The sequence below is a fragment of the Marinobacter persicus genome, from assembly GCF_002934325.1.
Taxonomy (GTDB): Bacteria; Pseudomonadota; Gammaproteobacteria; order Pseudomonadales; family Oleiphilaceae; genus Marinobacter; species Marinobacter persicus_A.
Window position 1 is genome coordinate 58,830 of sequence record NZ_PTIV01000005.1, and the last position, 25,508, is coordinate 84,337.

A 25,508-nucleotide genomic window follows, 5' to 3' on the forward strand; every position below is an offset into this window, starting at 1 on the left:
CCGCAGAGATAATGAAGGGTACACCAATGGATGTTGCAGCCTATATGGCAGAGCTGGGTCAACAGGCCCGAGCCGCCGCACGAGAAGTCGCCCGTTCCGCCACCGCTGTGCGCAATCAGGCCCTGCTGGCCACCGCGCGAGCGCTGGACGCGGCTCGGGAAGAACTGGCCCAGGCCAATGCCAAAGACCTGGAGGCCGGTCGTGCCAATGGCCTGGATGCGGCGATGCTGGATCGCCTGGAGCTGACGCCGGCGCGCATCGACACCATGATTGAAGGCTTGCGCCAGGTGGCCACCTTACCCGACCCGGTGGGTGAAATCAGCGATATGACCTATCGCCCCTCGGGCATCCAGGTGGGCAAAATGCGTGTGCCCCTGGGGGTCATCGGCATTATTTATGAGTCCCGTCCGAACGTGACGGTGGAGGCCGCAAGCCTCTGCCTGAAGTCCGGCAATGCCACCATCCTGCGCGGGGGCTCTGAAGCCATTAACTCCAATCAGGCGATCGCCCAGTGCCTGATGCGGGGCCTGACGGAAGCCGGCCTGCCGGAAACGGCGGTTCAGGTGGTTAAAACCACGGACCGGGCGGCCGTGGGTGAACTGATCACCATGCCCCAGTACGTGGACGTCATTGTGCCGCGCGGTGGCAAGGGCCTGATCGAGCGCATCAGTCGTGACGCCCGTGTACCGGTGATCAAGCACCTGGATGGCGTCTGCCATGTCTACATCGACAGCCATGCGGATCCGGAGAAGGCCCTGAGGGTGGCGGTGAACTCCAAGACCCAGCGCTACGGCACCTGTAACACCATGGAAACCCTGTTGGTGGACGGTGAAATTGCCGACGACATCCTGCCATTACTGGCCGAACAGTTCGCTGCCAAAGGGGTGGAGTTGCGCGGCTGCGAGCGGACCCGCGCGGTGTTGGATACCATCACCGAGGCCACCGAAGAGGACTGGCACGAAGAATACCTGGCGCCAATCCTGGCGATCCGGGTCGTCGATGGTCTGGATGCGGCGATTGATCATATCAACCGCTACAGCTCCCAGCATACCGACAGCATCATTACCGAGAACTACACTCGGGCGCGCCGGTTCCTGATGGAAGTGGACTCCAGTTCGGTCATGGTTAACGCTTCCACCCGTTTTGCCGATGGCTTTGAGTATGGCCTGGGTGCCGAAATCGGCATTTCCACCGACAAAATCCATGCCCGGGGACCGGTCGGGCTTGAGGGCCTGACGTCCCAGAAATACCTGATCTTTGGCGACGGCCACATCCGGACCTGATTGCATGCACGTTATCTACGGCGGAACGTTTGATCCGATCCATCATGGTCACCTGCGCCTGGCGCTGGAAGTCTGCGATGCCCTGTCTGTGGCAACGATTGACCTGGTGCCATGCCATATTCCACCGCATCGCGGGGATACCGGTGCGGACTCACAACAGCGCCTGGATCTGTTGCAGTTGGCCATCGCTGGCGAACCGGCCCTGCGGGTGGATGACCGGGAGTTGCGCCGTGCCGGCGCTTCCTATACCGCCGACACCCTGCGCCAGCTCCGTGAAGAGCTGGGGCCGGATGAACCCCTGGCCATGGTGGTGGGCACCGATGCCTTCGCGGCGTTTGACCGCTGGCGGGAATGGCAGGCCATTCCCGAGCTGGCTCACATTGTGGTGGTTCGTCGATCAGGAGCGGACCTGCCGTCCGGCAGCGAAGCGCAGAAACTGGTGAAAAGCCGGCGGGCCGACGATCATCAGGCCTTGCACGAACAACCCTGTGGCCTGGTGCTGGAACTGGACCCGCCGCTGCTCGACATATCGGCCACCGGTATTCGCCAGCGTATCGCCGATGGTCGTTCACCACGGTATCTCACCCCCGATTCGGTCTGGCACTCGATTCGCGCACAAGGGCTGTACGGTGTCTGCACCCGCAGCAAGGTTTAGTGATACAATTGCGCCGAATCTAATAGATCGGGCGGCCATCCTGGCCAGCGCCCGCACGACAGGGTAATTATGCAGGCAGAACAGTTGAAAGATCTGGTGGTCAATGCGCTTGAAGACATCAAGGCGCAGGACGTCAGTGTTGTTGATGTTCGGGACCGCACCAGCGTCACCGATTTCATGGTTATTGCATCGGGTACTTCCAGTCAGCATGTCAGGGCTCTTGCCGATTCCGTGGTGACAGACGCCCGGGAAGAAGGCGTGAAAGCCAGCAATGTGGAAGGTGGCGGCAGCGACTGGATTCTTGTGGACCTTGGTGATGTGGTGGTCCATGTCATGATGCCTGCCACCCGGGAGTTCTACGACCTCGAACGCTTCTGGCGTGATGCCCCCCATGTGGGTGCCGCCGGCAGCGAATAATTATGCGCCTGCGTCTGATCTGTGTCGGGCAGAAAATGCCTGATTGGGTCACCAGGGGATACAATGATTACGCGCGTCGGATGCCGCCGGAATTGTCCCTGGAGTTGACCGAAATCCCCATGGCTCATCGCGGCAAGAACCCGGATATTCCCCGGCTGATGCAGCGAGAGAGCGACGCGATCCTGGCCGCCGTTGGCCAGCGTGATCGCGTGGTTGCCCTGGAAGTGGGAGGGCGCCCATGGTCCACGGAAAAACTGGCCAGCCAATTGGAGAACTGGCAACTGGACGGGCAGGATGTCAGCTTTCTGGTTGGTGGGCCGGACGGACTGGCAGAGGCCTGTCGGCAGAGAGCGGATCAGCAGTGGTCTCTGTCGCCCCTGACACTTCCCCATCCCCTCGTGCGCATCCTGCTCGCTGAGCAGCTTTACCGCGCCTGGTCCATCACCCGCAATCACCCTTACCACCGGGCCTAGGAGCGTTTATGGCGTGGGGTGAGTTCAAGGACACGGCGGGCGAGCGTCGGCTGTTCCAGCGTCGGGCGCTGGTGATGCTGGTCTTGGTGCTGCTGGTGCTTGGCGGCTTGCTGGGCCGCATGTACCAGCTGCAGGTGGTCGAGCATGATGTCTACGCCACGCTTTCAGACAAGAACCGGATTCAGGTGCAATCCGTACCGCCGCCCCGGGGGCTAATCTACGACCGCAATAACGTACTGCTGGCCGAGAACCGACCGGTGTTCAGCATCACCGTTGTGCCTGAACGGGTGGACGACATGGAGGCCACGCTGGCAGGTCTGCAGGACATGGTGACCATTTCCGAGGATGATCTGAAGCGTTTCCGACGCCGCCTGGGAGAATATCGGCGCCCCTACGAGGCTATTCCCCTGCGTTACAACCTGAGCGAGGAAGAGATTGCCAAGGTCTCTGTGCGCCGACATGAATTCCCCGGTGTGGAAGTGGAAGCCGAACTGGTTCGACACTATCCCTACAGTGAGTTGACCGCCCATGTCCTGGGCTATGTCGGGCGCATCAACCGGGAAGAGCTGCAGCGCATTGATTCGGTCAACTACGCGGGCACCAACTACATCGGAAAATCGGGCATCGAGCGTTTTTACGAAGATGTCCTGCACGGCAAGGTGGGTTACCAGCACGTTGAGACGAACGCCCGTGGCCGAATCCTGCGGGTGCTGGAACGGGAAAATCCGGCACCAGGTGAAGATCTCCAGTTGCATCTTGACCTGCGGCTTCAGCGCAAAGCTCATGAGTTGCTCAAAGGGCAGCGGGGCACGATCATTGCCATTGAACCGTCGACTGGCGGCATCCTTGCACTGGCCAGCGTACCCTCGTTCGACGCCAACCAGTTTGTCACCGGGATTGACGCCAAAGCTTATCGTGAGCTCAGTACCAGTATCGACAAGCCGCTGTTTAACCGGGCCTTGCGTGGCCAATACCCGCCGGGCTCAACGATCAAGCCGATGATGGCTGTGGCAGCGCTGGACAGCGGTGCGACCACTCGGGACAGGAAAATCTATGACCCTGGCTATTATCAGCTCAATGATAACGGTCGTCGTTGGCGGGACTGGAAGCGCACTGGTCACGGCTGGGTCGACCTGGTCGAGGCGGTGGCCGAGTCCTGCGACGTCTACTTTTATGAGATGGGGGTGGATATGGGCATCGACACCATGCATCACTATCTGTCGGCGTTCGGTTTTGGCGAAGACGCCACTCTGGATGTGGCTGGCGCACTCGAGGGGATTCTGCCGTCACGGGAATGGAAGCGCGCCCACCGGGACCAGCCCTGGTACCCGGGGGACTCGGTCAACATGAGTATTGGTCAGGGCTTTTTCCTGGCGACGCCGCTTCAGCTAGCCACTGCGACGGCGCTCATTGCCAATCGAGGAGAATGGGTGGAGCCACGGTTGCTTAAGGACATCCCGGGGGACCGCCCGGTTGAGGAGTTTCTTCCCGAACGCACCCACAAGCCGCTTGAGCTGAAGAACCCGGATGACTGGGAGTACGTGGTTGATGCCATGGAAGAGGTGATGCATGGTCGTCGTGGTACAGCGCGTCGCGCCAGTGTCGGGGCCGATTACCGGATGGCGGGTAAAACGGGTACCGCCCAGGTGTTCAGTCTCGAAGGGGCGGAGTATGAGGCTGAAGATGTCCGCGAGCGTTTGCGCGACCACGCCCTCTTTGTGGGATTTGCCCCGGCTACGGATCCCAAGATTGCTGTCGCGGTGATTGTGGAGAATGGCGGTGGCGGCAGCGCCGTAGCAGCGCCAGTCGCCAGGGAGCTGTTTGATGCCTGGCTGGAAGAGCTCCCGGCGGAGGATCGGGCGGCAGCTGAAGCGGCCGATGCCGGGGAGGAGCGTTGATGCTGGGAGTCAAAGAAGGCGGTGAAGACCTGATCCGCAAACGCAGCATCTGGACCATGCTGCACATCGATCCTTTGTTGTTCCTGCTGTTGATAGTGCTGATGGCCGGTGGGCTGTTCATTCTCTATAGCGGCGCGGACCGTAACCTGATGGTGGTGAAGGCCCAGGCCATCCGGTTTGGCATTGGCCTTGGGGTGATGCTTTTCCTGGCGCAGCTTGATCCTGCGGTGTTCCGCCGCTGGGCACCCTGGTTGTACCTGGCTGGCCTGGCTGGCCTGGTGGCGGTCCTGCTGGTGGGGATTGGCGCCAAGGGGGCCCAGCGCTGGCTGTCCCTTCCCGGCCTACCCCGGTTTCAGCCCTCCGAGGGCATGAAGATGGTCGTGCCCATGGCCACGGCCTGGTACCTTTCCCGTTACTATCTGCCGCCGACCTTCTCCAGGGTTATGCTTGGGCTGGTCATTGTGCTGGTGCCGATGGCGTTGATTATTCTGCAGCCGGATCTGGGTACCTCGCTGCTGGTCGGGGCTGCCGGTATTTTTGTGGTGTTTTTTGCCGGCATCAGCTGGAAGTTGATTTCGGCCTTTTTTGCCATCGTGGCGGTTTCAACGCCATTGATGTGGTTTTTCGTGATGAAGGAGTACCAGAAACAGCGTGTTCTGACGCTGCTGGACCCACAGAGCGATCCGCTGGGCGCTGGCTGGAATATTATCCAGTCCAAGACCGCCATTGGCTCGGGAGGCCTGGATGGCAAGGGGTGGCTGCAGGGCACTCAGTCACACCTGGAATTCCTGCCCGAGAGTCATACCGATTTCATCGTTGCCGTGATGGCCGAAGAGTTCGGTTTTATTGGCATGCTGATCCTCATCACCCTGTATTTCCTGATTATCCTGCGTTGCCTTTACATCGCCTCCACTGCCCAGGATTCCTTCAGTCGGCTGCTCGGTGGCGCCCTGTCGATGACGTTCTTCATGTACGTGTTCGTCAACATCGGCATGGTCAGTGGTTTGCTGCCCGTGGTTGGCGTACCCTTGCCGCTGATCAGTTATGGCGGCACCTCGGCCATCACGCTGCTGGCGGCCTTTGGCATACTGATGTCGATCCAGACCCATCGTCGCATGATTGCGGCCTGATCATGGCGGGCCGGTAATGGCGAAGTTTGTCCGGAACCCGTTACAATACGACCTGTCAGTATGGGCTGACCAATAGTGAATAGCGGGTTGCGAATGAACAGGTGGTTAATGGCAAAACAATGGGGCGCACTGCTGCTGGCGGTGATGACCCTGGCTGGTTGCGCCAGTTCACCGGAAACCGACCATTCGGCCCGTTACACCCTGAAACAGGACCGGGCCCCGGCCGGGGGCTTTGATGCCAGCGGTCTGGCCGATGCTGTTCCGCGCTATCAGGCGCCGCAGACGGCGGGCAATAAGTCGCCATACACGGTCTGGGGCAAATCTTACCGGGTCCTGGACAGTAACGATGGTTATGTGGCGCGTGGAATCGCCAGTTGGTACGGTGAAAAATTCCATGGCCATAAGACATCGAATGGCGAAGTCTTTGATATGTACGCCATGTCGGCGGCGCACAAATCCCTGCGGATCCCGGGTTACGCGAAAGTAACCAACCTGGATAACGGTCGCTCCGTGATTGTGCGCGTGAATGACCGCGGCCCGTTTCACGCCAATCGCTTGATCGATTTGTCTTATGCGGCGGCAAAAAAACTGGGTTACCATGACCACGGAACCGCCCGGGTGGAAGTGGCGGCGATTACCGTTCGCCCGGACGGTACGATGTACCTGGCGGGTGAGCCCTGGGAGCCTGCATCAGAAAGCGCAGTCACCCCGCCACTTAATGCGGGTATGGAAACCGGGGAGGGTGAACAGGTTCAGTCTTCCGACGAAATGCTGTCGGGTGAGGCCCTGTTTGTCCAGTTGGGCGCCTTCAGCAACCGTGATCCTGCCCGGGCCTTACTGGCGCGGGCGCAGAATTTGGTGGACAGTCCCATACGTGTGAGGGAAGTAAGCACGGAGCGAGGCCGATTCCATCGGGTCCAGGTAGGGCCTTTCCCGAATGAAAGCGAAGCGCGCTACGCTCAGACTCTTCTGGAGTCACTGGGGTTTGGTCAGACCATTGTTCTTACCGATTCCCACTAGACAACACCTGGATGCAGGTAGAAGACGCAATTCAACCCGACAACCAATGACACAACCAATGGCTTTCAAGATGATCACTCGCATACTTCTTCTGGCGCTTTCACTGACATTCCTGGCAGCCCAGGCTTCGGCTCAGTCCGTTTTGATCCCGTCGCCTCCTCAGGTCGCCGGCAGCTCGTGGGTGTTGATGGACCCGCTGAGTGGTCGCATCATCATGGAAGAGAACAGCGATGAGCGTCTGCCTCCCGCCAGCCTGACGAAGATGATGACCGCCTATATCGTTGAGCGTGAGCTGGACGAGGGGCGCATTTCCCTGTCGGATATGGTGCCGATCAGCGTCAAAGCCTGGCGCACGGGGGGATCGCGCATGTTTGTCCAGGAAGGCACGGAAGTGTCGGTTGAAAAATTGCTCAAAGGGGTCATCATCCAGTCGGGTAATGATGCCTCCGTGGCTCTGGCGGAGTACGTTGCCGGCAGTGAGGGTGCGTTTGTTGACATCATGAACCAGCAGGCACAGCTGCTGGGGATGAAAAACACCCATTTCGAGAATGCCACGGGCCTGCCCGCCGAAAATCACTATTCCACCGCCTATGACCTCGCGCTGCTGGCCAAAGCGATTATTCAGGATTACCCGGAAAACTATGATCTCTATGCGGAAAAGCATTTCACCTACAACAATATCCGTCAGCCTAACCGCAACACTCTGCTCTGGCGCGATGAGAGCGTCGACGGCCTGAAGACCGGTCATACCGAAGAAGCCGGCTACTGCTTGGTGGCTTCCGCCAAACGCGAAAATACCCGCCTGATTGCCACGGTCATGGGGACCAACAGCGCCGACGCGCGGGCGCAGGAAGTCCAGAAGATGCTGAATTACGGCTTCCGCTATTACCAGAGTGAGCTGCTTTTCCGCGCCGGCCAGGAATTGGTCGATACCCGGGTATGGGGTGGCGAGCAGGATCAGGTGTCTGTTGGGATGGCAGAAGACGTCTACGTGACCATTCCGCGCGGTTCGCGGGATTCGCTGGAATCGGTGGTGGACCTTGATTCTGTCATTAAAGCGCCCATTAATGTGGGGGACGAGCTCGGCCGGGTGTCGGTCACGCTCAATGGTGAAACCCTGGTGGACAAGCCGGCCCTGGCGCTGACTGAAGTGCCCGAAGGTGGCCTGTTCAAGCGTCTGTGGGACGCCATCAAACTGTTCTTTGTACAACTGTTTAATTGAGGTTGTCGGCGCTGTTAGCCGGTGACCGGGAGAAAAATGCGGCATGACTGAGCCGAAAGCCCCAAAAATCGAGTTTCCCTGTGATTATGTGATCAAGGTGATTGGCAACGCCGCGCCGGACTTCACCGAGTTTGTTGTGGAAGTGGTAGAGCAACATGCCCCGGGAATCTCTGAAACCGATATCACCGTCAACGACAGCAGCAAGGGCCGGTTCTCTTCGGTCCAGCTGAAGATCGTGGCGACAGGGGAGCGGCAGCTCAAGGCGCTGTTTGAAGACCTCAAGGCCAGTGGCCGCGTGCACATGGTGCTTTGATGCCAGATTTGATCGTCCGGTCCCTGGGGCAGCAACCGTACACCGAAACCTGGGAAGCAATGAAGGCGTTTACCGCCTCCCGCGATGCAGACACGGTGGACGAGTTGTGGTGCCTGGAGCACCCCGCCGTGTTCACCCAGGGGCAGGCCGGCAAGGCTGAACATATCCTGCTACCGGGGGATATTCCGGTGGTGCAGGTGGATCGGGGCGGTCAGGTGACCTATCACGGCCCCGGACAGCTGGTTATTTATCTGTTGATCAACCTGACCCGTCGCAAACAGGGCGTGCGTGCGCTGGTGGATGATATTGAGCAGTCTATCGTCGCCACGCTGGCCGGTCTTGGTATTGACGCCGCACCCAGGCCGGACGCGCCAGGGGTCTATGTCGATGGCGCCAAGATTGCTTCGTTGGGGCTGCGGGTGCGCCGGGGCTGTTCTTTCCACGGGCTGGCGCTCAATGTGAATATGGACATGGAGCCGTTCAGTCGTATCAATCCCTGTGGTTATGCCGGCATGGCTATGTGTCAGGTCCGTGACTTTCAGGCTGGCGCCACGGTGGCCGATCTGGAACGTCGTTTGGTCAAGGAACTGGTGCAGCGCCTGGGGCATGAGCAGGTTATTCACTGCACCGACAGCCCGTCCAGTCTTTAGGCTGCCCCTCAGGTGGCCATTGCGCCGGCTTTGAGCACCACCCAGATGACGAAGGCATAGCGTAGCCCTTTGCCGATCGCTACCAGGATCACGAAATTCAGCCAGGGCACCCGCATGATGCCACCTACAAGGGTCAGCGCATCGCCACCAATGGGCAGCCAGCCCAGCAATAACGACCACTGACCGTAGCGATTAAACCGGTTCCGGGCCTTGTGCAGTTGGGTCTCGCTGACTGGAAACCAGCGCCGGTCCTTGAAGCGATCCACCTGGCGGCCAATAATGCCGTTAACGACCGAGCCCAGCGTATTGCCTGCCGTTGCCCAGAACCAGAGCCAGAACAGAGGGTAATCCTGGCTGGCGAGAGTGCCGAGCAGTATTTCTGAATAGGCCGGCAGCAAGGTTGCTGCGGCAAAGGCGGTCAGGAAAAGCGTGAGATAGCTCATGCGAGGAATCGTAAAGCACTATCATTGTCATGGTAAGTGCTAATTTCCATTCTCCGTCAGGGCTGGCACTATCTCGGTATTATCTTAAACACTTATCTGTCTCAGGAGCATGTATGGAAACAGTAACCATTTATGGCCGCACGAGCTGTCCGTTTTGTGTGATGGCGAAGAATTTGTGCGAGTCCAGGCACATTCCTTTTACCTGGATCGATATGATTGAGCGGGGCATGAGCAAGCAGGACATTGCTGATGAAATTGGCAAGCCCGTGCATACCGTGCCGCAGATTCTGGTGGGCGATGAATATGTGGGCGGCTTTGACGAGTTTTCCGCGTATGTTCGCCGGCACGAGGCGGAGACCTCTCAGTAAGCGGACAAGGCACGTTTTTGATACGAAAAAGCCCGGCATCATGGCCGGGCTTTTTATTGGGCTGAAAACGGGTACTTACAGCTCGAAGTCGGTTTTCAGCTTCTTCTCCACCAACTGGTTCTTCAGCTTCGCCACTTTGGGGAGACCGCCTTCAAATGGTGGGAAGTTCTCGCCGGCAATCAGCGGCTTCATGTAATCCCGGCAGTCCTGAGTGATCGCGAAGCCATCATCGGTGATGTAATGGATTGGCATTTTCTTTTCCTGGTTGGCCACTTCGCTCAGGTTGGCCTCACCGATGGACCAGCGGTAGGGGCTGGCTTGTTCGCGCACGATGGTCGGCATCAGGGCCTGCTTGCCCGTCAGTGCCATTTCCACGGCGGCTTCACCCACGGCGTAGGCTTGTTCCACGTCGGTGGCGGAAGCAATGTGGCGCGCCGAGCGCTGCAGATAGTCGGCGACCGCCCAGTGATACTTGTGGCCCAGGGCCTGTTTGACCATGTTTGCCAGGGCAGGGGCAACACCACCCAACTGGGTGTGGCCGAAGGCGTCCTTGGCGCCGGCATCGGCCACGAAATGGCCGTCTTCGTACTGGGCGCCTTCCGAGGCCACCACCACGCAGTAGCCATAATCCTTCACGCACTGGTCAACACGGGCCAGGAATTTCTCGCGGTCAAACGCCACTTCCGGGAACAGGATGATGTGTGGCGGCTGGCCTTCGCCTTCACCGGCCAGGCCACCGGAGGCGGCAATCCAGCCGGCGTGGCGGCCCATCACTTCCAGGATGAAGACCTTGGTGGAGGTGTCGCACATGGACTTGATGTCCAGGCTGGCTTCCAGGGTGGAAGTGGCGATGTACTTGGCCACGGAACCGAAGCCCGGGCTGCAGTCGGTGAACGGCAGGTCGTTGTCGACGGTTTTGGGCACACCAATACAGGTGATCGGATAACCCATTTTTTCGGCCAGTTGGGAAACCTTGAACGCGGTATCCTGGGAATCGCCGCCACCGTTGTAGAAGAAGTAACCGATGTCGTGGGCCCGGAACACTTCAATCAGACGCTCGTATTCGCGCTGGTTTTCGCTGATGTTCTTCAGCTTGTAGCGGCATGAGCCAAACGCGCCGCCGGGCGTATGTATCAGGGCCTGGATGGCGTCGTCGGATTCCAGGCTGGTATCAATGAGCTCCTCTTTCAGGGCACCGATAATACCGTTACGACCGGCGTACACCTTGCCAATCTGGTCCGGGTGTTTGCGCGCTGTCTGGATAACACCGCAAGCACTGGCGTTAATAACAGCGGTGACACCGCCGGACTGAGCGTAAAATGCGTTTTTGATGGCCATTACGGGGTAAGCCTCCTGCTGGTTCGACAATGGCGCAGATGATACGCCAAACGTTCCGGTTTTTCATGATCAGATCATCGCCCTTGACCCGGTCAATGGGATGATGGAGGCTTTGCAGGTTTTCAATCAGGAGGCGGTACCTCAATGCACATTCATATTCTGGGAATCTGCGGCACCTTTATGGGGAGTCTGGCCGTCATTGCCCGTGAGCTGGGCCACAAGGTCACCGGCTCGGATCAAGGCGTGTATCCGCCCATGAGCACCCAGCTTGAAGCCCAGGGTATTGAGTTGATGGAGGGGTATGGCGCGGAAAACCTCAAGCCAAAGCCGGATCTGGTGTTGATCGGCAATGCCATGTCACGGGGCAACCCGGAAGTCGAGGCGGTGCTGAACCAGCACATTGATTACATGTCCGGTCCCGAATGGCTTTCCCGGGAAGTGCTGCGTCATCGTTGGGTGCTGGCCGTTGCTGGTACTCACGGAAAAACCACCACCACCGCCATGTTGTTGTGGATTCTGGATCAGGCCGGCTTCGAACCGGGTTACCTGGTGGGCGGCGTGCCCCAGGACTTTTCCGTCTCCGCCCGCCTGGGCAAAAGTGATTTCTTTGTCATCGAGGCCGACGAATACGACAGCGCGTTCTTCGACAAGCGCTCCAAGTTTGTCCACTACCGCCCCGATACCCTGATCCTGAATAACCTGGAGTATGACCACGCCGATATTTTCGAGAACGTGGAAGCCATTGAGCGCCAGTTCCACCACCTGGTGCGCACCGTGCCCTCCCAAGGCATGATTGTGCGGCCTGCCCGGGATGTTCACCTCGACAATGCCCTTGGCCTGGGTTGCTGGAGTTCCGTCCAGGACACCGCCATTGGAAGCGAAGTGGGGCACATGGCTGACTGGCGAGCTGAGTTGTTGTCAGAGGATGGCAGCCGGTTCATGGTGATTCACCACGAGCAACCGGTGGCGGCCCTGAGATGGAACCTCACCGGTACCCACAACGTGCGCAACGCGCTCTCCGCGATCGCGGCAGCCCGGCACATTGGCATCACCCCGGACCACGCCGTGGCGGCGTTGTGCCGGTTTGGTGGTGTGAAGCGTCGCATGGAGTTGATCGCCGAGATCGGTGGGGTTCGCGTGTATGACGATTTTGCCCATCATCCCACCGCCATCGCCTCCACCCTGGAAGGCTTGCGCAATCGTGTCGGCGATGAGCCGATCCTGGCCATTGTGGAGCCGCGCTCGAACACCATGAAACAGGGCGTGCACCAGCAGGCGCTGATTCCCAGTACGGATGCGGCCGATCGGGTGCTGTGGGGCAATCTGACGGATATGGCATGGCTGCCGGTGCTACTCGAAGGCTGGAAAGAAGGGCGGGGAGCTGGTGATCATCATCGAGTAGAGGATTCGGTGGAAGCGCTGATCGGCAGCGCCTTGGAGCAACTCCCGGAAACCTGCCATATTGTGATCATGAGTAACGGTGGCTTTGGTGGCATTCACCAGAAACTCGTGGCGGAACTGGAGAAAGTGCGTGGCTGAATCACCGGCGGTAGTTAATCTGGCATTCACCGGCGCCTCGGGCGCCCAGTACGGCCTGCGGCTGTTGCAGTGCCTGGTGGCGAATCAATGCCGGGTAAACGTCATGGTCAGCAGGGCGGCCCAGGTGGTGATCGCCACGGAAACCGATTTCCGGTTGCCGGGTTCGCCGCCGTCCATGAAAGAGGCGTTTACCGAATACACCGGTGCGGCTGATGGTCAGATCCAGGTTTTCGGTCGGGAAGAGTGGTTTTCACCGCCGGCCTCCGGCTCTGGAGAGAAAGCTCCGTTGGTGGTGTGCCCCTGTAGCACGGGTACTTTGTCAGCGCTTGCCACCGGCGCCAGTAACAACCTGATCGAACGGGCCGGGGATGTAGCGCTGAAAGAGCGCCGCCAGTTGATCCTGGTGTTGCGCGAATCGCCATACTCGGAAGTGCACCTGGAAAATATGCTCAAGCTCACCCGGATGGGTGCGGTGATTATGCCGGCCAGCCCGGGTTTCTACCACAAGCCGGAATCGGTCGACGATTTGGTGGACTTCATGGTGGCAAGGATTCTGGACCATCTGGGTCTGGAGCAGACCATGGTGCCGCGTTGGGGGGAGTCTAAGGGCTCAACGGTGCAAGAGTAAGCGGGTAGGTCTTTCCAAAACACGCTGTAAATACGTCCCTGTAGCGCTCGTCCTCCGCCATCCATGGCTCCGCACGGTTTTGGAAAGACCTACCCGCTTACTCCCAGAGTACGGGCGTAAACAAACAGACACAAAAATACAGCACAATAGCATCGCGCTGACGTGTGTAATCGTATGGGAGTTTTAATTAATCTGGGGAGTATCAAGGCCACTTCTTAGGGGGAAGAAGTGGTGCCGAGGAGAGGACTTGAACCTCCACGGGGTTGCCCCCACTAGCACCTGAAGCTAGCGCGTCTACCAATTTCGCCACCTCGGCAGATGACTTGTTGAGGTGAGCCCCTCAACCGATGGCGCGTACTTTAAGGATTCCTTCCGGGTCTGTCAAACACTTTTTTCAAAAAAGTTTTCAGAAACTTGCATAGGTAAAAACACGCTCTGGTTAGGCAGGTAAGACATCCCGACGTTATACTGGGGTAAATATGAATTTTGCCGCACTGTTGCGGCCAACCAAGAAGGATCCGAATGGTTTCCCGGAAGAAAGAAAACAAAGACCCGAATGCTGAGCTCGAGGCTCGCAAATACGAAAACCCGGTACAGAGCCGGGAGTATATTATCCAGCACCTGAAAGAGCGGGGGGCGCCAGCCACTCACGAGACGCTCTGCCAGGAGTTCGGGCAGACTGAGCCAGACAGTATTGAAGCCATCCGCCGTCGATTGATTGCCATGTGCCGCGACGGGCAGTTGATTTGCAACCGTCGGGGTGCTTATCTGCCACTGGATGAGGCTGAACTGGTTACGGGCCGCATTGTCGGTCACAAAGATGGGTTCGGTTTCCTGATCCCGGATGACAAAGGCTCCGATCTTTTCCTGACCGCCCGACAGATGCGCCAGGTGTTTCACGGTGACCGTGTTGCCGCCCGGGTGGACCGGGTGGATGACCGTGGCCGTCGGGAGGGCGTGATTGTCGAAGTACTGGAGCACAAGACCGAGCAGATCGTCGGGCGCTTCTTCAAGGAAAGCGGTATCGCCTTTGTGGTGCCGGAAAACGCCCGCATCAACCACGAGATCCTGATTCCCGATGAGCAGGCGGGTGGTGCCGTGCATGGCCAGTATGTGGTGGCCGATATCCTGCGCCAGCCAACCATTCGCACCCAGCCCACTGGCCAGATTGTCGAAATTCTGGGCGAGCACATGGCCCCGGGCATGGAAATCGACGTGGCCATCCGCTCCTACGACATTCCCCACAACTGGCCGACGGAAGTGGGCGAGCAGGCGGCTTCGATCCCTGAAGAAGTGGAAGAAAAGGACAAGCAGAACCGGGTGGATATCCGGAACATGCGTCTGGTCACCATTGATGGCGAAACTGCCCGGGATTTTGACGACGCCATCTATTGCGAGCCGCGCCCGCGCGGCGGTTACCGGCTGGTGGTGGCCATTGCCGATGTGTCCCATTACGTGCGTCCGGGCTCTCCCCTGGATGAAGAAGCGGTTCGCCGTGGTAACTCGGTTTACTTCCCGGACCACGTGGTGCCCATGCTGCCGGAGAAACTCTCCAACGGCCTGTGCTCCCTGAACCCGGGCGTGGATCGCCTGTGCATGGTGGCGGACATGACCATCAGCGCCGCCGGCAACCTCAGTGGCTACACCTTCTACCAGGCGGTGATGCGCAGCCACGCGCGACTGACTTACAACAAGGTCAGTGCCATGCTCGAGCACCCGGATACCGAGGAGGGTTACCGGTTGTGTGAGCATTACGCCGATCTGCTGCCGCATCTGCACAATCTTTACGATCTGTACAAGCAGTTCCGAAAGGCGCGCACCGAGCGCGGTGCCATTGATTTCGAAACCACCGAAACCCAAATAGTCTTCGATGCCAACCGCAAGATTGAAGAAATCGTGCCGGTGCATCGCAACGATGCCCACAAGATTGTGGAAGAGTGCATGTTGTGCGCCAACGTGGCCACGGCCCGGTTCCTGAAAAAGCACGAAGTGCCGGCGCTGTACCGTGTGCATGAAGGGCCGGGTGAGGAAAAGCTTCAGAACCTGCGTCTGTTCCTGGGTGAACTGGGTCTGCAGCTGGGCGGCGGAGACAAGCCGACTTCCGCCGATTACCAGCAATTGCTGGCCGAAGTGGCGGACCGGCCGGATGCCAATGTCATCCAGATGGTCATGCTGCGCTCGCTCAGTCAGGCGGTGTACAGTCCGGAGCAGAGTGGTCACTTTGGCCTGGGCTTCGCCAGCTATACCCACTTCACCTCACCGATTCGGCGCTACCCGGATTTGATTGTGCATCGCGCCATTAAATCCCGGATCCACAAGCCGGAAGTAAAGAAGGATGTGGTGACTCCGAAAGTGACCGATCCGGAGCTGGCGAAATATCCCTATGAGTATGCGGACATGGAGCGGCTCGGTGAGCAGTGCTCGATGACCGAGCGCCGCGCCGACGACGCCACCCGCGATGTGGAGGCCTGGCTCAAGTGTGAGTTTTTGCGGGATCACGTGGGCGACGAATTCGATGGGGTGATCGCGGCCGTGGTGCCCTTTGGGATTTTTGTGTCCCTGTCCGATATCTATATTGAAGGTCTGGTGCATGTGTCGTCCCTGAGTGGCGATTATTTCCACCATGACCCCATCAAGCATCGGTTGATTGGTGAACGAACCGCCGTGAGTTTCCGTCTGGGGGATGAGGTTCGTGTGCAGGTTGCCCGTGTCGGCATGGAAGATCGCAAGATCGACCTGGAGCTGGTCAGCGAGCCGAAACACAGAGAAGGCGATCGGGAAGCGCTGGATATTGCCCGGCGTGATGTCAGTGACAAAGGCTCACGTGGCAAAAAAGGCAGTCGTGGCGGCAAGAAGAAAGCCGGCGGCTCCCCTGGCGGCCGCTCCGGGGCGAAGCCCGGTGGTCAGCCCAATGCCAAAGTGCCACCGTCCAGCGCCCGGGAAAAACTGGTGGCCGAAGCCGCTAAACAAGCCCGGAAACCCGCCAGGCGCGGTGGCCGTAAAGGCAAATCCGGGAAATAACGCAAGATTCAGCAACGCCAGATGCAGGAAAGTTCAGTGTCTCAGGAATACATTTTTGGCTGGCACGCCGTGGATGCCGTGCTCAAGCGCGAGCCGGAGCGGCTTCAGCGGGTGTGGATTCAGACCGGCCGCCAGGACAAGCGGGTCAAGACGGTCACCGGTGCCCTCGATGGTCTAGGTGTGCAGTGGCAGATTGTCCATCGTAAAGAACTGGACGAGCGGGTCTCCGGTGTTCATCAGGGTATTGTCGCGGCGGTGTCCGCCAGCAAGGAGTGGACTGAAGACGATCTGCTGGCTCAGTTGGCAAACAGTGACAAGCCGCCGTTCCTGCTGGTGCTGGACGGGGTGACCGATCCTCATAATCTGGGCGCCTGCATGCGCACCGCGGATGCCGCCGGCGTGCAGGCGGTGATTGTGCCCAAGGACAAATCCGCGAGTCTCACGCCGGTGGCCCGCAAAGTGGCCTGTGGCGCAGCGGAAACGGTGCCGTTTGTGCGGGTGACCAATCTGGCTCGCTTTCTGCGCGAAATCAAGGATCAGGGTGTCTGGTTGATTGGCACCGCCGGTGAGGCGGACGCTACCCTGTACCAGGCGGATTTCAAAGGCTCCGTGGCGCTGGTGATGGGTGCCGAGGGAAAGGGCATGCGCCGTTTGACCCGGGAGCACTGCGATCAGTTGATCAACATTCCCATGGCCGGGCACGTGGATAGCCTTAACGTGTCCGTAGCCACGGGTGTCTGCCTTTACGAAGCGGTGCGTCAGCGCCAGGGCTGAGGGCTGAGGGCTGATTAAGCCTTGCACAACCAGGCCTGGGCGCCTAGAATATGCCACCCCTATTTTTAGGGGTGGTTTTGTTTTGCCTGACTTACGGCAAACCGAATCCCGCTTTTGATCAAGCCTTTGTAATAAAGCCTTATCGTAAAAGCAGAAATAAAACGGACAGCCTGGCTGTCTACTCCTTGCCTTCATGCTCTGGCAGCGCTGCCGGGGAAGAAGGCTGTATAAACCGTAGGGAGAACTCATGCGTCACTACGAAATCGTATTTATGGTACATCCGGATCAGAGCGAGCAAGTGCCCGCGATGATCGAGCGTTATACCGGCGTCATCACTGAAGATGGCGGCAAGGTACATCGCCTGGAAGATTGGGGCCGTCGTCACCTGGCTTACCCGATCAACAAGATTCACAAGGCTCATTACGTGCTGATGAACGTTGAATGTTCCAAGCCGGCTATGGATGAGCTGACTCATAACTTCCGGTTCAACGATGCCATCATCCGCGAGATGATCCTGCGTCAGGACGAGGCTGTTACCGAGCCTTCCCCGATGAAAGCCGCGGAATCCCGCGAAGATCGTCGCGAAGAGCGTCCTCGTCGTTCTGCCGAGTCCGATTCTGGCCAGAAAGCCAAGAGTCAGGGCGAAGAAGAGTAATTAACCGGAGTTAAGGAGTTATCTAATGGCTCGTTTTTTCAGACGTCGTAAGTTCTGCCGCTTCACGGCAGAAGGTGTCAAGCAGATCGATTACAAGGATCTGGACACCCTGAAAGGCTACATCACTGAAACCGGCAAAATCGTGCCCAGCCGCATTACCGGCACCAAAGCACGTTATCAGCGTCAGCTGGCTACCGCTGTCAAGCGTGCCCGCTACCTGGCACTGCTGCCGTATACGGACAGCCACGACCACTAAGCACAGACAGGACTCGGGACCATGCGTGCACTGGCACAGTATGTAATGCGCGGTCCCCTTCAGGCCGGCGGGGTTGCAGCAGTCACCACTGCGGTACCTCTGTTGTTCTGGATTGGCGCGGCAGTTGTCGGCCTGGTTGTTCTTCGACTGGGCCTGCGTCAGGGGTTGAATATCGGCCTCTGGGCACTGCTTCCGGCATTGGGTTGGGCTCTTTATGGCCAGGACCCGACGGCCCTGGTGGTGGTGTTGCAGACAATGTTGATGGCGCTGATCCTCAGGACCTCAGGGACTTGGGAAAAAGCGCTGTTATCCGGCGCTTTCCTGGCAATACTGACCGGGCTGATGCTGCCTCTGATGTACCCGGCATTACTGAGCGATCTGGTTCAGTCGGGTATTGAGTTTTACAAGCAATACAACGCCGAGATTGCCCAGGAACTGGGCAGTGACCTGGAGCTGATTATCCGGGACACCATGACCGCCAGTATGGCGGGCACCTACTTCGCCACCGCAGTTGGTATGACCATGTTGGCGAGAGGGTGGCAGGCAGCCCTGTACAACCCGGGCGGATTCCGCAAGGAGTTTCACAGTCTGCGGTTGTCACCGGTCATCGCCGTGCTGTGCGCAGTCACAATGATGATCGGGCCGGTGTTGGGCCTCAACTCATTGTTGTTGGCCTGGGCCGCGGGAACGCCCCTGTTCCTGGCTGGCCTGGCGCTGGTTCACGGTGTGGTTGCTCGTAAGCAGTGGAGCGTGCAGTGGCTGGTCATGTTTTACATTGCCCTGTTGCTGTTGGGTCCGAGTCTGATGATGCTGTTGTTGGTTCTGGCTTTTGTGGATAGCTGGCTGGACATCCGCAGGCGTATCAAGCCTGACGGATCGGCTGAATAAAGCACGAAGAGGTTAACGAGATGGAAGTTATTCTGCTCGAGAAAGTAGCAAACCTTGGCTCACTGGGTGACAAGGTAAAGGTAAAGGCCGGTTACGGTCGTAATTTCCTGCTGCCGTACGGTAAGGCTGTGCCTGCCACGGAAGCGAACATCAAGGCGTTCGAAGAGCGTCGTGCCGAGCTGGAAAAAGCCGCTGCCGAGAAGCTGGCCGCTGCCCAGGCTCGCGCCGAAGCTCTGGAAGGCACTTCTGTAACCATCACCTCCAAGGCTGGTGAAGAAGGCAAGCTGTTCGGTTCCATTGGCGTGCGCGACATCGCAGACGCGATCACCGCCGCTGGCACCGAAGTTGAGAAGAGCGAAGTTCGTCTGCCGGAAGGCCCGATCCGGGTGACTGGCGAGTACGACATCGAGCTGCAGCTGCACACCGACGTGGAAGTAACCATCAAGCTGGCGGTTGTTGCCGGCTAACCGGTTGCTCCGCCTGATGGTGCTTGCATAGCCTGCTGAAACGTCCTGTTTTGGCAGGTATAAACGGGCCCGAACCGGAGACGGTTTCGGGCCCGTTGCTTTCTGGTATTCTTGTACCTTTCAATTTCATTCCGTGCCTTCCCGGCGATACCCTTGCCAGGCTGGCAGCACCTGAAGAAGTGTGTCCATGGCCAATCCAACCCTGAAAGCCGACGCTGTCGATCTCGAGACCAGCCGCATCAAAGTGCCTCCCCATTCGGTTGAAGCCGAACAGGCGGTGCTGGGCGGCCTGATGCTGGACAACCGCCGTTTTGACGAAGTGGCGGAAATGATCTCTGCCTCGGATTTCTATCGACAGGATCACCGGCTGATTTTCGGGGCCGTGGAGCGGCTGGCCAGCGAGAGTGAGCCGCTGGATGTGGTCACCCTGACCGAATTCCTGGAACGGGCCGGGGATATTGAAGACGCCGGCGGGCTTGAGTACCTGGCCCAGCTGGCGGAAAAAACCCCGGGCGCGTCCAACATCAAGGCTTATGCCGAGATCGTCAAGGAGCGCTCAATCCTTCGCCAGTTGTTGGAAGTGTCTGGCAAGATTTCCGATTCCGCGTTCAACCCCCTGGGTCGCAAGAGCAGCGAGATCCTGGATGAGGCCGAGCGCAGTGTGTTCCAGATTGCCGAATCCCGTACCAAGGAGGGCTCCGGGCCAAAGGCGATCAATCCCATTCTGGCCAATGCCCTGACTCGCATTGAAGAGCTGTTCGAATCCGGCGACAAGACCACCGGCCTGACCACCGGCTTCAAGGACCTGGACGAGCAGACCTCGGGCATGCAGCCGGCGGACCTGATCATTGTGGCGGGCCGCCCCTCCATGGGTAAGACCACCTTCGCCATGAACATTGTGGAGAACGCGCTCATCACCACCGGCACGCCGATCCTGGTGTTCAGTATGGAAATGCCCGCCGATGCCCTGGCCATGCGTATGCTCTCCTCGCTGGGGCGCATCGACCAGACCAAGGTCCGTAGTGGTAACCTGGAAGAAGACGACTGGCCGCGCCTGACCTCGGCCGTGAGCCTTTTGAAGGACAAGCCTCTGTATATCGACGACACCCCCGGCCTGAGCCCCACCGAGATGCGATCCCGTGCGCGCCGTATTGCCCGGGAGAACGACGGCAAGCTGGGCCTGATCATGGTCGATTACCTGCAGCTAATGCGTGTGCCGGGTAACACCGAGGGCCGGACGGCCGAGATCTCCGAAATTTCCCGGTCCCTGAAAGGTCTGGCCAAGGAACTGGCCTGCCCGGTGGTGGCCCTGTCGCAGCTGAACCGGAGCCTGGAGCAACGGCCCAACAAGCGCCCGGTGAACTCGGACCTGCGGGAATCGGGTGCCATCGAGCAGGACGCGGACGTGATCATGTTCGTCTACCGGGACGAGGTCTATAACGAAGACACTCCGGACAAGGGCATTGCCGAGATTATCATTGGTAAGCAGCGGAACGGCCCTATCGGCACCACCCGTCTGGCCTTCATTGGCAAGTTCACCAAGTTTGAAGACCTGGCTCATGGTGACTATGGCGATTACGGTGGGGATTACTGATGGCCCGCCCCACGGTTGCCCGAATCCATCTTGAGGCGATAAGCCACAACTACCGACTGGCAAGCCGGATGGCCGGTGACGCCCGGGCCATGGCGGTGGTCAAGGCTGATGGGTATGGCCACGGCATCCGGGCGGTGGCGCATGCCCTGGCTGAGGATGCCGGCAAGTATGCCGTAGCTTGCCTTGAAGAGGCCCGGGCGATTCGGGAGGCGGGTCTGACGCACCCCGTGGCACTGCTGCAGGGCGTGCACCAGCAGGCGGATCTGAAAGACTGTGTGCACGAGGATTTTGAACCGGTGTTGCACAGCCCGGCCCAATTGGCCTGGCTATCGGCAAGCACGGAGGTACCCCGGTTCTGGCTCAAGGTGAACACCGGCATGAACCGTCTGGGCTTTCGCCCGGAAGAACTTGCCGGTGTCTGGTCGGGTCTGAAGGCGGCCGGCCATGACAGTAACCTGCTGGGGTTTGTCACCCATTTCGCCTGTGCCGACCAGCCCGGTAATCCCATGACCGCCCAGCAGACCCAATGCTTTGAACAAGCCACGGCTCCGTGGCCGGAGCTGATGCGCAGCGTGGGTAATTCCGCCGCGCATTTCCTGGAAGGGCAGCCGCTGTACCAATGGAGCCGCCCGGGGATCATGCTGTACGGTGGTTCTCCGATGGAAGGAAAAACGGGGCTTGAGTTGGGTCTGAAGCCGGCCATGACCCTGGAGGCGCCATTGATTGCCACCCGTACCGTGCGGGCAGGAGAGTCGGTCGGCTATGGCGCCACCTGGACTGCCGACAAGGACACGCGAATGGGGATGGTGGCCATCGGGTACGGTGATGGTTACCCCCGTCATGCGGGAACCGATACGCCTGCGGCGATTGGTGGCCGCCGTATCCGGTTGTTGGGACGGGTATCCATGGACATGCTGGCAGTGGACCTGTCATCGGTGCCAGACGCCCGGGAAGGCGATACGGTGGAGCTCTGGGGCGACACTGTCAGCGTTGACGAAGTTGCCACTTGTGCCGGTACCATTGGTTATGAGTTGCTGACCGGCGTTACCGCGCGGGTTCCGAGAATTTATCAGTAAGCCGTATTTCACCACTATTCCGGAGGCATTGTTTCGGCGTGCATGTACTAGTTGTTCACGATTATGGCCCACTGGGGAAAGTGCTTCTGGAACGGTTGCGCAAAACCCATTTGCGGGTTAGCCCATTGCTGGTCAGTGACCCGGCCAAGGCCGGCACCGGCGCCCTGGATAACTGGGTGCCAAAAGATGTGGACCTGATCGTGAATGCCTTATGGCTGGATGATCCCGAGCAGGCTGAGCAAAACCGGGAGCAGACCCATCAGGCCGCGTTCGCTTTGCCGCTGGCGTTGGCGGAATACGCCCGTGAGCATGGCATGGCGCTGCTCCAGTTGTCGTCATGCTATGTGTTTGATGGTCGGAAGCAGGGTGCCTATATCTCATCCAATCCCGGGCAGCCTATAAACGAACTTGGCCGTTGGCAATGGGAGTGCGAGCAGGCGTTGCGCACGTCTTTGCCTCGTCACATCATTCTGCGAACGGGCTGGAGTCTGGCACGGGTGGTTCGCAAGGTGCATGATTGTGCGGTTGACTCCGGCGTTCTGGCTCTGCCCGGGCGCTGTCGAGGCCAGCCAGTGGCGGTATCTGACCTGGCTCGGGTGATGGCCGCCATTGTCCTGCAACTGGATTGTGGGGCGGAAGTGTGGGGTACCTACCAGTACGCCGGAGCTGAAGAAATCAATCTTTATGAGTTGGGGCTGGAAGTGGTTGGTATGCCTGGTATTCCCCAAAGCACCCGCGTGGTAGACGATATGCCGGAATGGGGGCACCTGGAGCCGGTGAATACCACCATAGTGTGCAGCAAAATCCGTAACACCTTCGGCATCAAACAGCTTCCGTGGCGCAACTGGCTAACGGAAGAGGTAAAGATGGTTTGTCAGGGGCAGTAGTGTTACTGACCCTGACGAGCGAAGTCTCTCGTCACCACTTGCAGTGCATCCACGTCCAGTAGCTCCACTTCCCGGCCACGGGCGCGGATGATGCCCTGGTTCTGGAAGCGGGTGAATACCCGACTGACGGTTTCCACGGCCAGGCCCAGGAAGTTGGCAATGTCGTTGCGGGCCATGGGCAGGCTGAAGTTGGTGGCCGACATGCGCCGACGGCGGAAACGGCTGGATAGCGACAGCAGCAGGGCAGCGATGCGCTCTTCTGCCGTATTCTTGCTCAGCAACATGGCCAACTGATGGCTGTTCTGGATTTCCTGGCTCATCATCCGGTACATGTGGTGCTGCAGTTCGGGCAGCTTGCCCGTCAGTTCTTCCAGCTTGTCGACCGGAAACTCACACACACTCGTACGCTCCAGCGCGCGGGCAGTGCAGGCATAGGTTTCACTGCTCATGCTGTCGAGCCCAACCAGTTCACCCGGCATGAAAAAGCCGGTGACCTGTTCTTCTCCACCCTCGGTAATGATCGAAGTCTTGATCGAGCCACTCTTCACCGCAAAGCACGACCGCACTGGCGTACTCTGGTCGAAGATATGCTCGCCCCGGTTATAGATCTTGCCCTGCTGGACGATGTCTTCAAGCCGGTCGAGATCGTTTTCTTCAATTGCCAGGGGGAGGCAGAGGTTGCTCAAGCTGCATTGATTGCAGGCCGCTTTGAGGGGAGATGCTTGCTGGAGTCGAATTGCCTGGGCCATATTTGATGAACCATCCGCGTTGATCCATATCACACCCGACGATTGGCGGTCAGGTGCGTCCACGTTCCTTGAGAGCCTGAGCTCGGTAATTTCTATCATCCCTGAGAGCTTCCGCTCTGTTTTCTATCATCCCTGTTACCTTGACCGAGATCAAGTATCTTGGAGTTCTTCCAGCTCCCTTTCCACCACTGCGGGTGTTTCCAGGGAAATGCGTCCGAGAGTGCCGGAACGGAACTCATTGAGCAACACTTCCGACACTTTGTGCAGGTTCGGTACCCCGCCGCGCCCCAGGAAGCGGCGTTTGACGGCGATGGCATCCATCAGCGACAGGCCGTCACGGGGCGTCTCATCGAGACCGTAGCGGTCCACAACCAGTTCCGGGTAATGGGCCACCAGAAAATCGGCCTCGAACAGGGCCACGTCTTCAAAATCGAGCACGGCGCTCCGGATGGCGCCGGTAATGGCCAGCCGATAACCACAAGCCTCTGGTGAGAGCTTGGGCCAGAGAAAGCCCGGGGTATCGTACAGCAGTATGTTGTTGGGCAGTTTGATGGCCTGCTGGGCGCGGGTAACGGCTGGCTCGTTTCCGGTTTTTGCCACCGGCCGTCCAGCCAGGGTATTGATCAGCGTTGATTTCCCGACATTGGGAATGCCCAGAATCATCACTCGCAGGGCGCTTTTCTCGCGGTCATGATCCGGCGTCATTTCCTGGGCCAGGTCCAGAATCGCCAGTGCTTCCCGGCGCTGGTTCTGGGTCAGGGTCAGGGCTCGCACGCCGCGCTCCCGCTCCAGCCATTCCAGCCACTGGCTGGTCACTTCCGGATCGGCCAGATCCCGTTTGTTCAGTACCTTGATCAACGGCGTGTCGCCACGCAGGGAAGGGACCAGCGGATTTTCGCTGCTGAACGGGATGCGGGCGTCAACGACCTCGATGATCAGATCCATCTGAGGCATGACTTTTTTGATCTCCTTTCGGGCCTTGTGCATGTGCCCGGGAAACCAGTTGATGGCCATGGTGGTGCTCCGCTGCCGGTGAAAAGCGCCATTATGCAGGGGAATGACTAAATTTTCACATTTATTGGAACCCGCCTGTGCTGCGGCCTGAAGCCAACTATCCGGGGAAGGAAGGGGCACGAAGGCCGAGGTTGGGATGAAATCACGTTCCGTAATGTTTTACGGTGTGCGTCTGACACTAATAAAGCCAATACACGGTGGTGCCTGCCACCCGAGTAAACGGAGATGAATATGAAACTAGTAAAGATCCTTGGTTCGGCCCTGGTTGCCCTGAGTCTGTCCACCGGTGTGGTTGCGCAGCAGTCTCAACAGCCGTCAGGTGGCCAGCCGGATCAGGTGTCCCAGTTGGCACAGATGGTCGGCTTGTCCGATGATCAGCAAACTGAAATTCGCGGCATCATGCAAGAGATGCAAGGTAAAATCCGCGAGCTGCGTAAGACTGCAAGAACCCTTCAGCAAGAGCTGCAGGGTGAAATCAAACAGGATTTTGATGCCAGTGCGATTCAGGAAAAAGCCGATGAGCTCGGTGAAGTGACTGGCAAAATCGCTGGCCTCTCCGCTCTTATGCAGGCAAGGGTAGACGCCGTATTTACCGAGGAGCAACGTAAAGAGCTGGATCGTCGAATGAAGCAAATGCAGCAGCAGATGCAGCAGCGCCGGCAGATGATGCAACAGCAACAGCAGTCACAGAAGCAGGGTAAGGGTAACGCCCAGTAATAAGTCGTGTTTGCCGAGAAACCCGCCAGAGCC

Annotated in this window: 27 protein-coding genes and 1 tRNA gene; 23 read left to right on the forward strand and 5 right to left on the reverse strand. The window is 58.8% G+C overall.

What is annotated here, in order from left to right; translation table 11 throughout:
• The first annotated feature begins 26 nt into the window (after window positions 1–26).
• The 10 genes from BY454_RS04365 to lipB all read left to right on the forward strand — a co-directional run bounded on the left by BY454_RS04365 (window position 27) and on the right by lipB (window position 9,061).
• Window positions 27–1,283 (forward strand): glutamate-5-semialdehyde dehydrogenase, encoded by a 1,257-nt coding sequence (locus BY454_RS04365; protein ID WP_104415581.1) that lies wholly within the window; start codon window positions 27–29, stop codon window positions 1,281–1,283.
• 4 nt (window positions 1,284–1,287) lie between these two features.
• Complete coding sequence (nadD, locus tag BY454_RS04370) at window positions 1,288–1,938, forward strand: nicotinate-nucleotide adenylyltransferase (RefSeq protein ID WP_104415582.1); 651 nt, start codon at window positions 1,288–1,290, stop codon at window positions 1,936–1,938.
• Window positions 1,939–2,007: 69 nt separating this feature from the next.
• Window positions 2,008–2,355: a ribosome silencing factor gene (rsfS, locus tag BY454_RS04375; protein WP_104415583.1), complete on the forward strand. Its 348-nt coding sequence runs from the start codon at window positions 2,008–2,010 to the stop codon at window positions 2,353–2,355.
• 2 nt (window positions 2,356–2,357) lie between these two features.
• Window positions 2,358–2,828 carry a 23S rRNA (pseudouridine(1915)-N(3))-methyltransferase RlmH gene (gene rlmH / locus BY454_RS04380; protein ID WP_104415584.1) on the forward strand — a complete coding sequence of 157 codons (471 nt, stop codon included), beginning with the start codon at window positions 2,358–2,360 and terminating at the stop codon, window positions 2,826–2,828.
• 8 nt (window positions 2,829–2,836) lie between these two features.
• Window positions 2,837–4,726 carry a penicillin-binding protein 2 gene (gene mrdA / locus BY454_RS04385; RefSeq protein WP_104415585.1) on the forward strand — a complete coding sequence of 630 codons (1,890 nt, stop codon included), beginning with the start codon at window positions 2,837–2,839 and terminating at the stop codon, window positions 4,724–4,726.
• Window positions 4,726–5,856, forward strand: coding sequence for a rod shape-determining protein RodA (gene rodA, locus BY454_RS04390; RefSeq protein ID WP_104415586.1), 1,131 nt, complete (start codon window positions 4,726–4,728; stop codon window positions 5,854–5,856). Before mrdA ends, rodA begins: the two co-directional genes overlap by 1 nt.
• Window positions 5,857–5,964: 108 nt before the next feature.
• A complete protein-coding gene (locus BY454_RS04395; protein WP_104415587.1) occupies window positions 5,965–6,876 on the forward strand; it encodes a septal ring lytic transglycosylase RlpA family protein in 912 nt (303 codons plus the stop codon).
• Window positions 6,877–6,934: 58 nt separating this feature from the next.
• Window positions 6,935–8,098, forward strand: coding sequence for a D-alanyl-D-alanine carboxypeptidase family protein (locus BY454_RS04400; RefSeq protein ID WP_104415588.1), 1,164 nt, complete (start codon window positions 6,935–6,937; stop codon window positions 8,096–8,098).
• Between the two features lie 43 nt (window positions 8,099–8,141).
• Complete coding sequence (locus tag BY454_RS04405; RefSeq protein WP_104415589.1) at window positions 8,142–8,411, forward strand: HP0495 family protein; 270 nt, start codon at window positions 8,142–8,144, stop codon at window positions 8,409–8,411.
• Entirely contained in the window at window positions 8,411–9,061 is a 651-nt protein-coding gene (gene lipB, locus BY454_RS04410; RefSeq protein WP_104415590.1) for a lipoyl(octanoyl) transferase LipB, read from the forward strand. Before BY454_RS04405 ends, lipB begins: the two co-directional genes overlap by 1 nt.
• 8 nt (window positions 9,062–9,069) lie before the next feature.
• Here the strand turns inward: lipB and BY454_RS04415 are convergent, their stop codons facing one another.
• Window positions 9,070–9,504, reverse strand: a complete 435-nt coding sequence (locus tag BY454_RS04415; protein WP_104415591.1) for a YqaA family protein — start codon at window positions 9,502–9,504, stop codon at window positions 9,070–9,072.
• A gap of 113 nt (window positions 9,505–9,617) precedes the next feature.
• On the opposite strand from BY454_RS04415, the gene BY454_RS04420 reads away from it, so the two are divergent.
• The gene (locus tag BY454_RS04420; RefSeq protein WP_104415592.1) at window positions 9,618–9,872 is read left to right on the forward strand and encodes a GrxA family glutaredoxin; all 255 of its coding nucleotides are present in this window, start codon (window positions 9,618–9,620) and stop codon (window positions 9,870–9,872) included.
• 75 nt (window positions 9,873–9,947) lie between these two features.
• Here the strand turns inward: BY454_RS04420 and BY454_RS04425 are convergent, their stop codons facing one another.
• Window positions 9,948–11,210 carry a 6-phosphofructokinase gene (locus BY454_RS04425; RefSeq protein WP_104415593.1) on the reverse strand — a complete coding sequence of 421 codons (1,263 nt, stop codon included), beginning with the start codon at window positions 11,208–11,210 and terminating at the stop codon, window positions 9,948–9,950.
• A gap of 144 nt (window positions 11,211–11,354) precedes the next feature.
• Here BY454_RS04425 and mpl point away from each other — a divergent pair, with 144 nt between their 5' ends.
• Together mpl and BY454_RS04435 are read left to right on the forward strand one after the other, a co-directional pair.
• Complete coding sequence (gene mpl, locus BY454_RS04430) at window positions 11,355–12,749, forward strand: UDP-N-acetylmuramate:L-alanyl-gamma-D-glutamyl-meso-diaminopimelate ligase (RefSeq protein WP_104415594.1); 1,395 nt, start codon at window positions 11,355–11,357, stop codon at window positions 12,747–12,749.
• Window positions 12,742–13,377, forward strand: coding sequence for a flavin prenyltransferase UbiX (locus BY454_RS04435; protein ID WP_104415595.1), 636 nt, complete (start codon window positions 12,742–12,744; stop codon window positions 13,375–13,377). Before mpl ends, BY454_RS04435 begins: the two co-directional genes overlap by 8 nt.
• 229 nt (window positions 13,378–13,606) lie before the next feature.
• Here the strand turns inward: BY454_RS04435 and BY454_RS04440 are convergent.
• A tRNA-Leu gene (locus tag BY454_RS04440) sits at window positions 13,607–13,693 on the reverse strand.
• A gap of 206 nt (window positions 13,694–13,899) precedes the next feature.
• Between BY454_RS04440 and rnr the strand changes: the two genes are divergently transcribed.
• The 9 genes from rnr to BY454_RS04485 all read left to right on the forward strand — a co-directional run bounded on the left by rnr (window position 13,900) and on the right by BY454_RS04485 (window position 22,995).
• Entirely contained in the window at window positions 13,900–16,398 is a 2,499-nt protein-coding gene (rnr, locus tag BY454_RS04445; RefSeq protein ID WP_104415596.1) for a ribonuclease R, read from the forward strand.
• 36 nt (window positions 16,399–16,434) lie between these two features.
• Window positions 16,435–17,172 carry a 23S rRNA (guanosine(2251)-2'-O)-methyltransferase RlmB gene (gene rlmB, locus BY454_RS04450; RefSeq protein WP_104415667.1) on the forward strand — a complete coding sequence of 246 codons (738 nt, stop codon included), beginning with the start codon at window positions 16,435–16,437 and terminating at the stop codon, window positions 17,170–17,172.
• Between the two features lie 247 nt (window positions 17,173–17,419).
• The gene (rpsF, locus tag BY454_RS04455) at window positions 17,420–17,827 is read left to right on the forward strand and encodes a 30S ribosomal protein S6 (RefSeq protein ID WP_104415597.1); all 408 of its coding nucleotides are present in this window, start codon (window positions 17,420–17,422) and stop codon (window positions 17,825–17,827) included.
• A gap of 25 nt (window positions 17,828–17,852) precedes the next feature.
• Window positions 17,853–18,083, forward strand: coding sequence for a 30S ribosomal protein S18 (gene rpsR, locus BY454_RS04460; RefSeq protein ID WP_091704208.1), 231 nt, complete (start codon window positions 17,853–17,855; stop codon window positions 18,081–18,083).
• Window positions 18,084–18,104: 21 nt separating this feature from the next.
• Window positions 18,105–18,971 carry a hypothetical protein gene (locus tag BY454_RS04465; protein ID WP_104415598.1) on the forward strand — a complete coding sequence of 289 codons (867 nt, stop codon included), beginning with the start codon at window positions 18,105–18,107 and terminating at the stop codon, window positions 18,969–18,971.
• A gap of 20 nt (window positions 18,972–18,991) precedes the next feature.
• Window positions 18,992–19,438, forward strand: a complete 447-nt coding sequence (gene rplI, locus BY454_RS04470) for a 50S ribosomal protein L9 (protein WP_104415599.1) — start codon at window positions 18,992–18,994, stop codon at window positions 19,436–19,438.
• A 187-nt stretch (window positions 19,439–19,625) separates the two neighbouring features.
• Window positions 19,626–21,032, forward strand: coding sequence for a replicative DNA helicase (dnaB, locus tag BY454_RS04475; RefSeq protein WP_104415600.1), 1,407 nt, complete (start codon window positions 19,626–19,628; stop codon window positions 21,030–21,032).
• Entirely contained in the window at window positions 21,032–22,108 is a 1,077-nt protein-coding gene (alr, locus tag BY454_RS04480) for an alanine racemase (protein WP_104415601.1), read from the forward strand. The genes dnaB and alr overlap by 1 nt, the downstream gene beginning before the upstream one ends.
• 38 nt (window positions 22,109–22,146) lie before the next feature.
• Window positions 22,147–22,995, forward strand: coding sequence for a sugar nucleotide-binding protein (locus tag BY454_RS04485; RefSeq protein ID WP_104415602.1), 849 nt, complete (start codon window positions 22,147–22,149; stop codon window positions 22,993–22,995).
• Between the two features lie 2 nt (window positions 22,996–22,997).
• Here BY454_RS04485 and fnr read toward each other — a convergent pair whose 3' ends face one another.
• Together fnr and ylqF are read right to left on the reverse strand one after the other, a co-directional pair.
• Complete coding sequence (gene fnr, locus BY454_RS04490; RefSeq protein WP_104415603.1) at window positions 22,998–23,744, reverse strand: fumarate/nitrate reduction transcriptional regulator Fnr; 747 nt, start codon at window positions 23,742–23,744, stop codon at window positions 22,998–23,000.
• A gap of 150 nt (window positions 23,745–23,894) precedes the next feature.
• The gene (gene ylqF, locus BY454_RS04495) at window positions 23,895–24,758 is read right to left on the reverse strand and encodes a ribosome biogenesis GTPase YlqF (protein ID WP_104415604.1); all 864 of its coding nucleotides are present in this window, start codon (window positions 24,756–24,758) and stop codon (window positions 23,895–23,897) included.
• 231 nt (window positions 24,759–24,989) lie between these two features.
• Here ylqF and BY454_RS04500 point away from each other — a divergent pair, with 231 nt between their 5' ends.
• Entirely contained in the window at window positions 24,990–25,475 is a 486-nt protein-coding gene (locus BY454_RS04500; protein ID WP_104415605.1) for a Spy/CpxP family protein refolding chaperone, read from the forward strand.
• The last annotated feature ends 33 nt before the right edge of the window (window positions 25,476–25,508 follow it).

What these genes read in the sequence shown, in the direction of transcription:
- ylqF (WP_104415604.1), bottom strand. Translation starts at nt 24,758, where the DNA reads ATGGCCATCAACTGGTTTCCCGGGCACATGCACAAGGCCCGAAAGGAG.
- rplI (WP_104415599.1), top strand. Translation starts at nt 18,992, where the DNA reads ATGGAAGTTATTCTGCTCGAGAAAGTAGCAAACCTTGGCTCACTGGGT.
- BY454_RS04420 (WP_104415592.1), top strand. Translation starts at nt 9,618, where the DNA reads ATGGAAACAGTAACCATTTATGGCCGCACGAGCTGTCCGTTTTGTGTG.
- rlmH (WP_104415584.1), top strand. Translation starts at nt 2,358, where the DNA reads ATGCGCCTGCGTCTGATCTGTGTCGGGCAGAAAATGCCTGATTGGGTC.
- lipB (WP_104415590.1), top strand. Translation starts at nt 8,411, where the DNA reads ATGCCAGATTTGATCGTCCGGTCCCTGGGGCAGCAACCGTACACCGAA.
- fnr (WP_104415603.1), bottom strand. Translation starts at nt 23,744, where the DNA reads ATGGCCCAGGCAATTCGACTCCAGCAAGCATCTCCCCTCAAAGCGGCC.
- BY454_RS04500 (WP_104415605.1), top strand. Translation starts at nt 24,990, where the DNA reads ATGAAACTAGTAAAGATCCTTGGTTCGGCCCTGGTTGCCCTGAGTCTG.
- nadD (WP_104415582.1), top strand. Translation starts at nt 1,288, where the DNA reads ATGCACGTTATCTACGGCGGAACGTTTGATCCGATCCATCATGGTCAC.
- dnaB (WP_104415600.1), top strand. Translation starts at nt 19,626, where the DNA reads ATGGCCAATCCAACCCTGAAAGCCGACGCTGTCGATCTCGAGACCAGC.
- BY454_RS04425 (WP_104415593.1), bottom strand. Translation starts at nt 11,210, where the DNA reads ATGGCCATCAAAAACGCATTTTACGCTCAGTCCGGCGGTGTCACCGCT.
- rnr (WP_104415596.1), top strand. Translation starts at nt 13,900, where the DNA reads ATGGTTTCCCGGAAGAAAGAAAACAAAGACCCGAATGCTGAGCTCGAG.
- BY454_RS04415 (WP_104415591.1), bottom strand. Translation starts at nt 9,504, where the DNA reads ATGAGCTATCTCACGCTTTTCCTGACCGCCTTTGCCGCAGCAACCTTG.
- BY454_RS04400 (WP_104415588.1), top strand. Translation starts at nt 6,935, where the DNA reads ATGGCTTTCAAGATGATCACTCGCATACTTCTTCTGGCGCTTTCACTG.
- mrdA (WP_104415585.1), top strand. Translation starts at nt 2,837, where the DNA reads ATGGCGTGGGGTGAGTTCAAGGACACGGCGGGCGAGCGTCGGCTGTTC.
- alr (WP_104415601.1), top strand. Translation starts at nt 21,032, where the DNA reads ATGGCCCGCCCCACGGTTGCCCGAATCCATCTTGAGGCGATAAGCCAC.
- BY454_RS04365 (WP_104415581.1), top strand. Translation starts at nt 27, where the DNA reads ATGGATGTTGCAGCCTATATGGCAGAGCTGGGTCAACAGGCCCGAGCC.
- mpl (WP_104415594.1), top strand. Translation starts at nt 11,355, where the DNA reads ATGCACATTCATATTCTGGGAATCTGCGGCACCTTTATGGGGAGTCTG.
- rpsR (WP_091704208.1), top strand. Translation starts at nt 17,853, where the DNA reads ATGGCTCGTTTTTTCAGACGTCGTAAGTTCTGCCGCTTCACGGCAGAA.
- BY454_RS04405 (WP_104415589.1), top strand. Translation starts at nt 8,142, where the DNA reads ATGACTGAGCCGAAAGCCCCAAAAATCGAGTTTCCCTGTGATTATGTG.
- rsfS (WP_104415583.1), top strand. Translation starts at nt 2,008, where the DNA reads ATGCAGGCAGAACAGTTGAAAGATCTGGTGGTCAATGCGCTTGAAGAC.
- BY454_RS04465 (WP_104415598.1), top strand. Translation starts at nt 18,105, where the DNA reads ATGCGTGCACTGGCACAGTATGTAATGCGCGGTCCCCTTCAGGCCGGC.
- BY454_RS04395 (WP_104415587.1), top strand. Translation starts at nt 5,965, where the DNA reads ATGGCAAAACAATGGGGCGCACTGCTGCTGGCGGTGATGACCCTGGCT.
- rodA (WP_104415586.1), top strand. Translation starts at nt 4,726, where the DNA reads ATGCTGGGAGTCAAAGAAGGCGGTGAAGACCTGATCCGCAAACGCAGC.
- rpsF (WP_104415597.1), top strand. Translation starts at nt 17,420, where the DNA reads ATGCGTCACTACGAAATCGTATTTATGGTACATCCGGATCAGAGCGAG.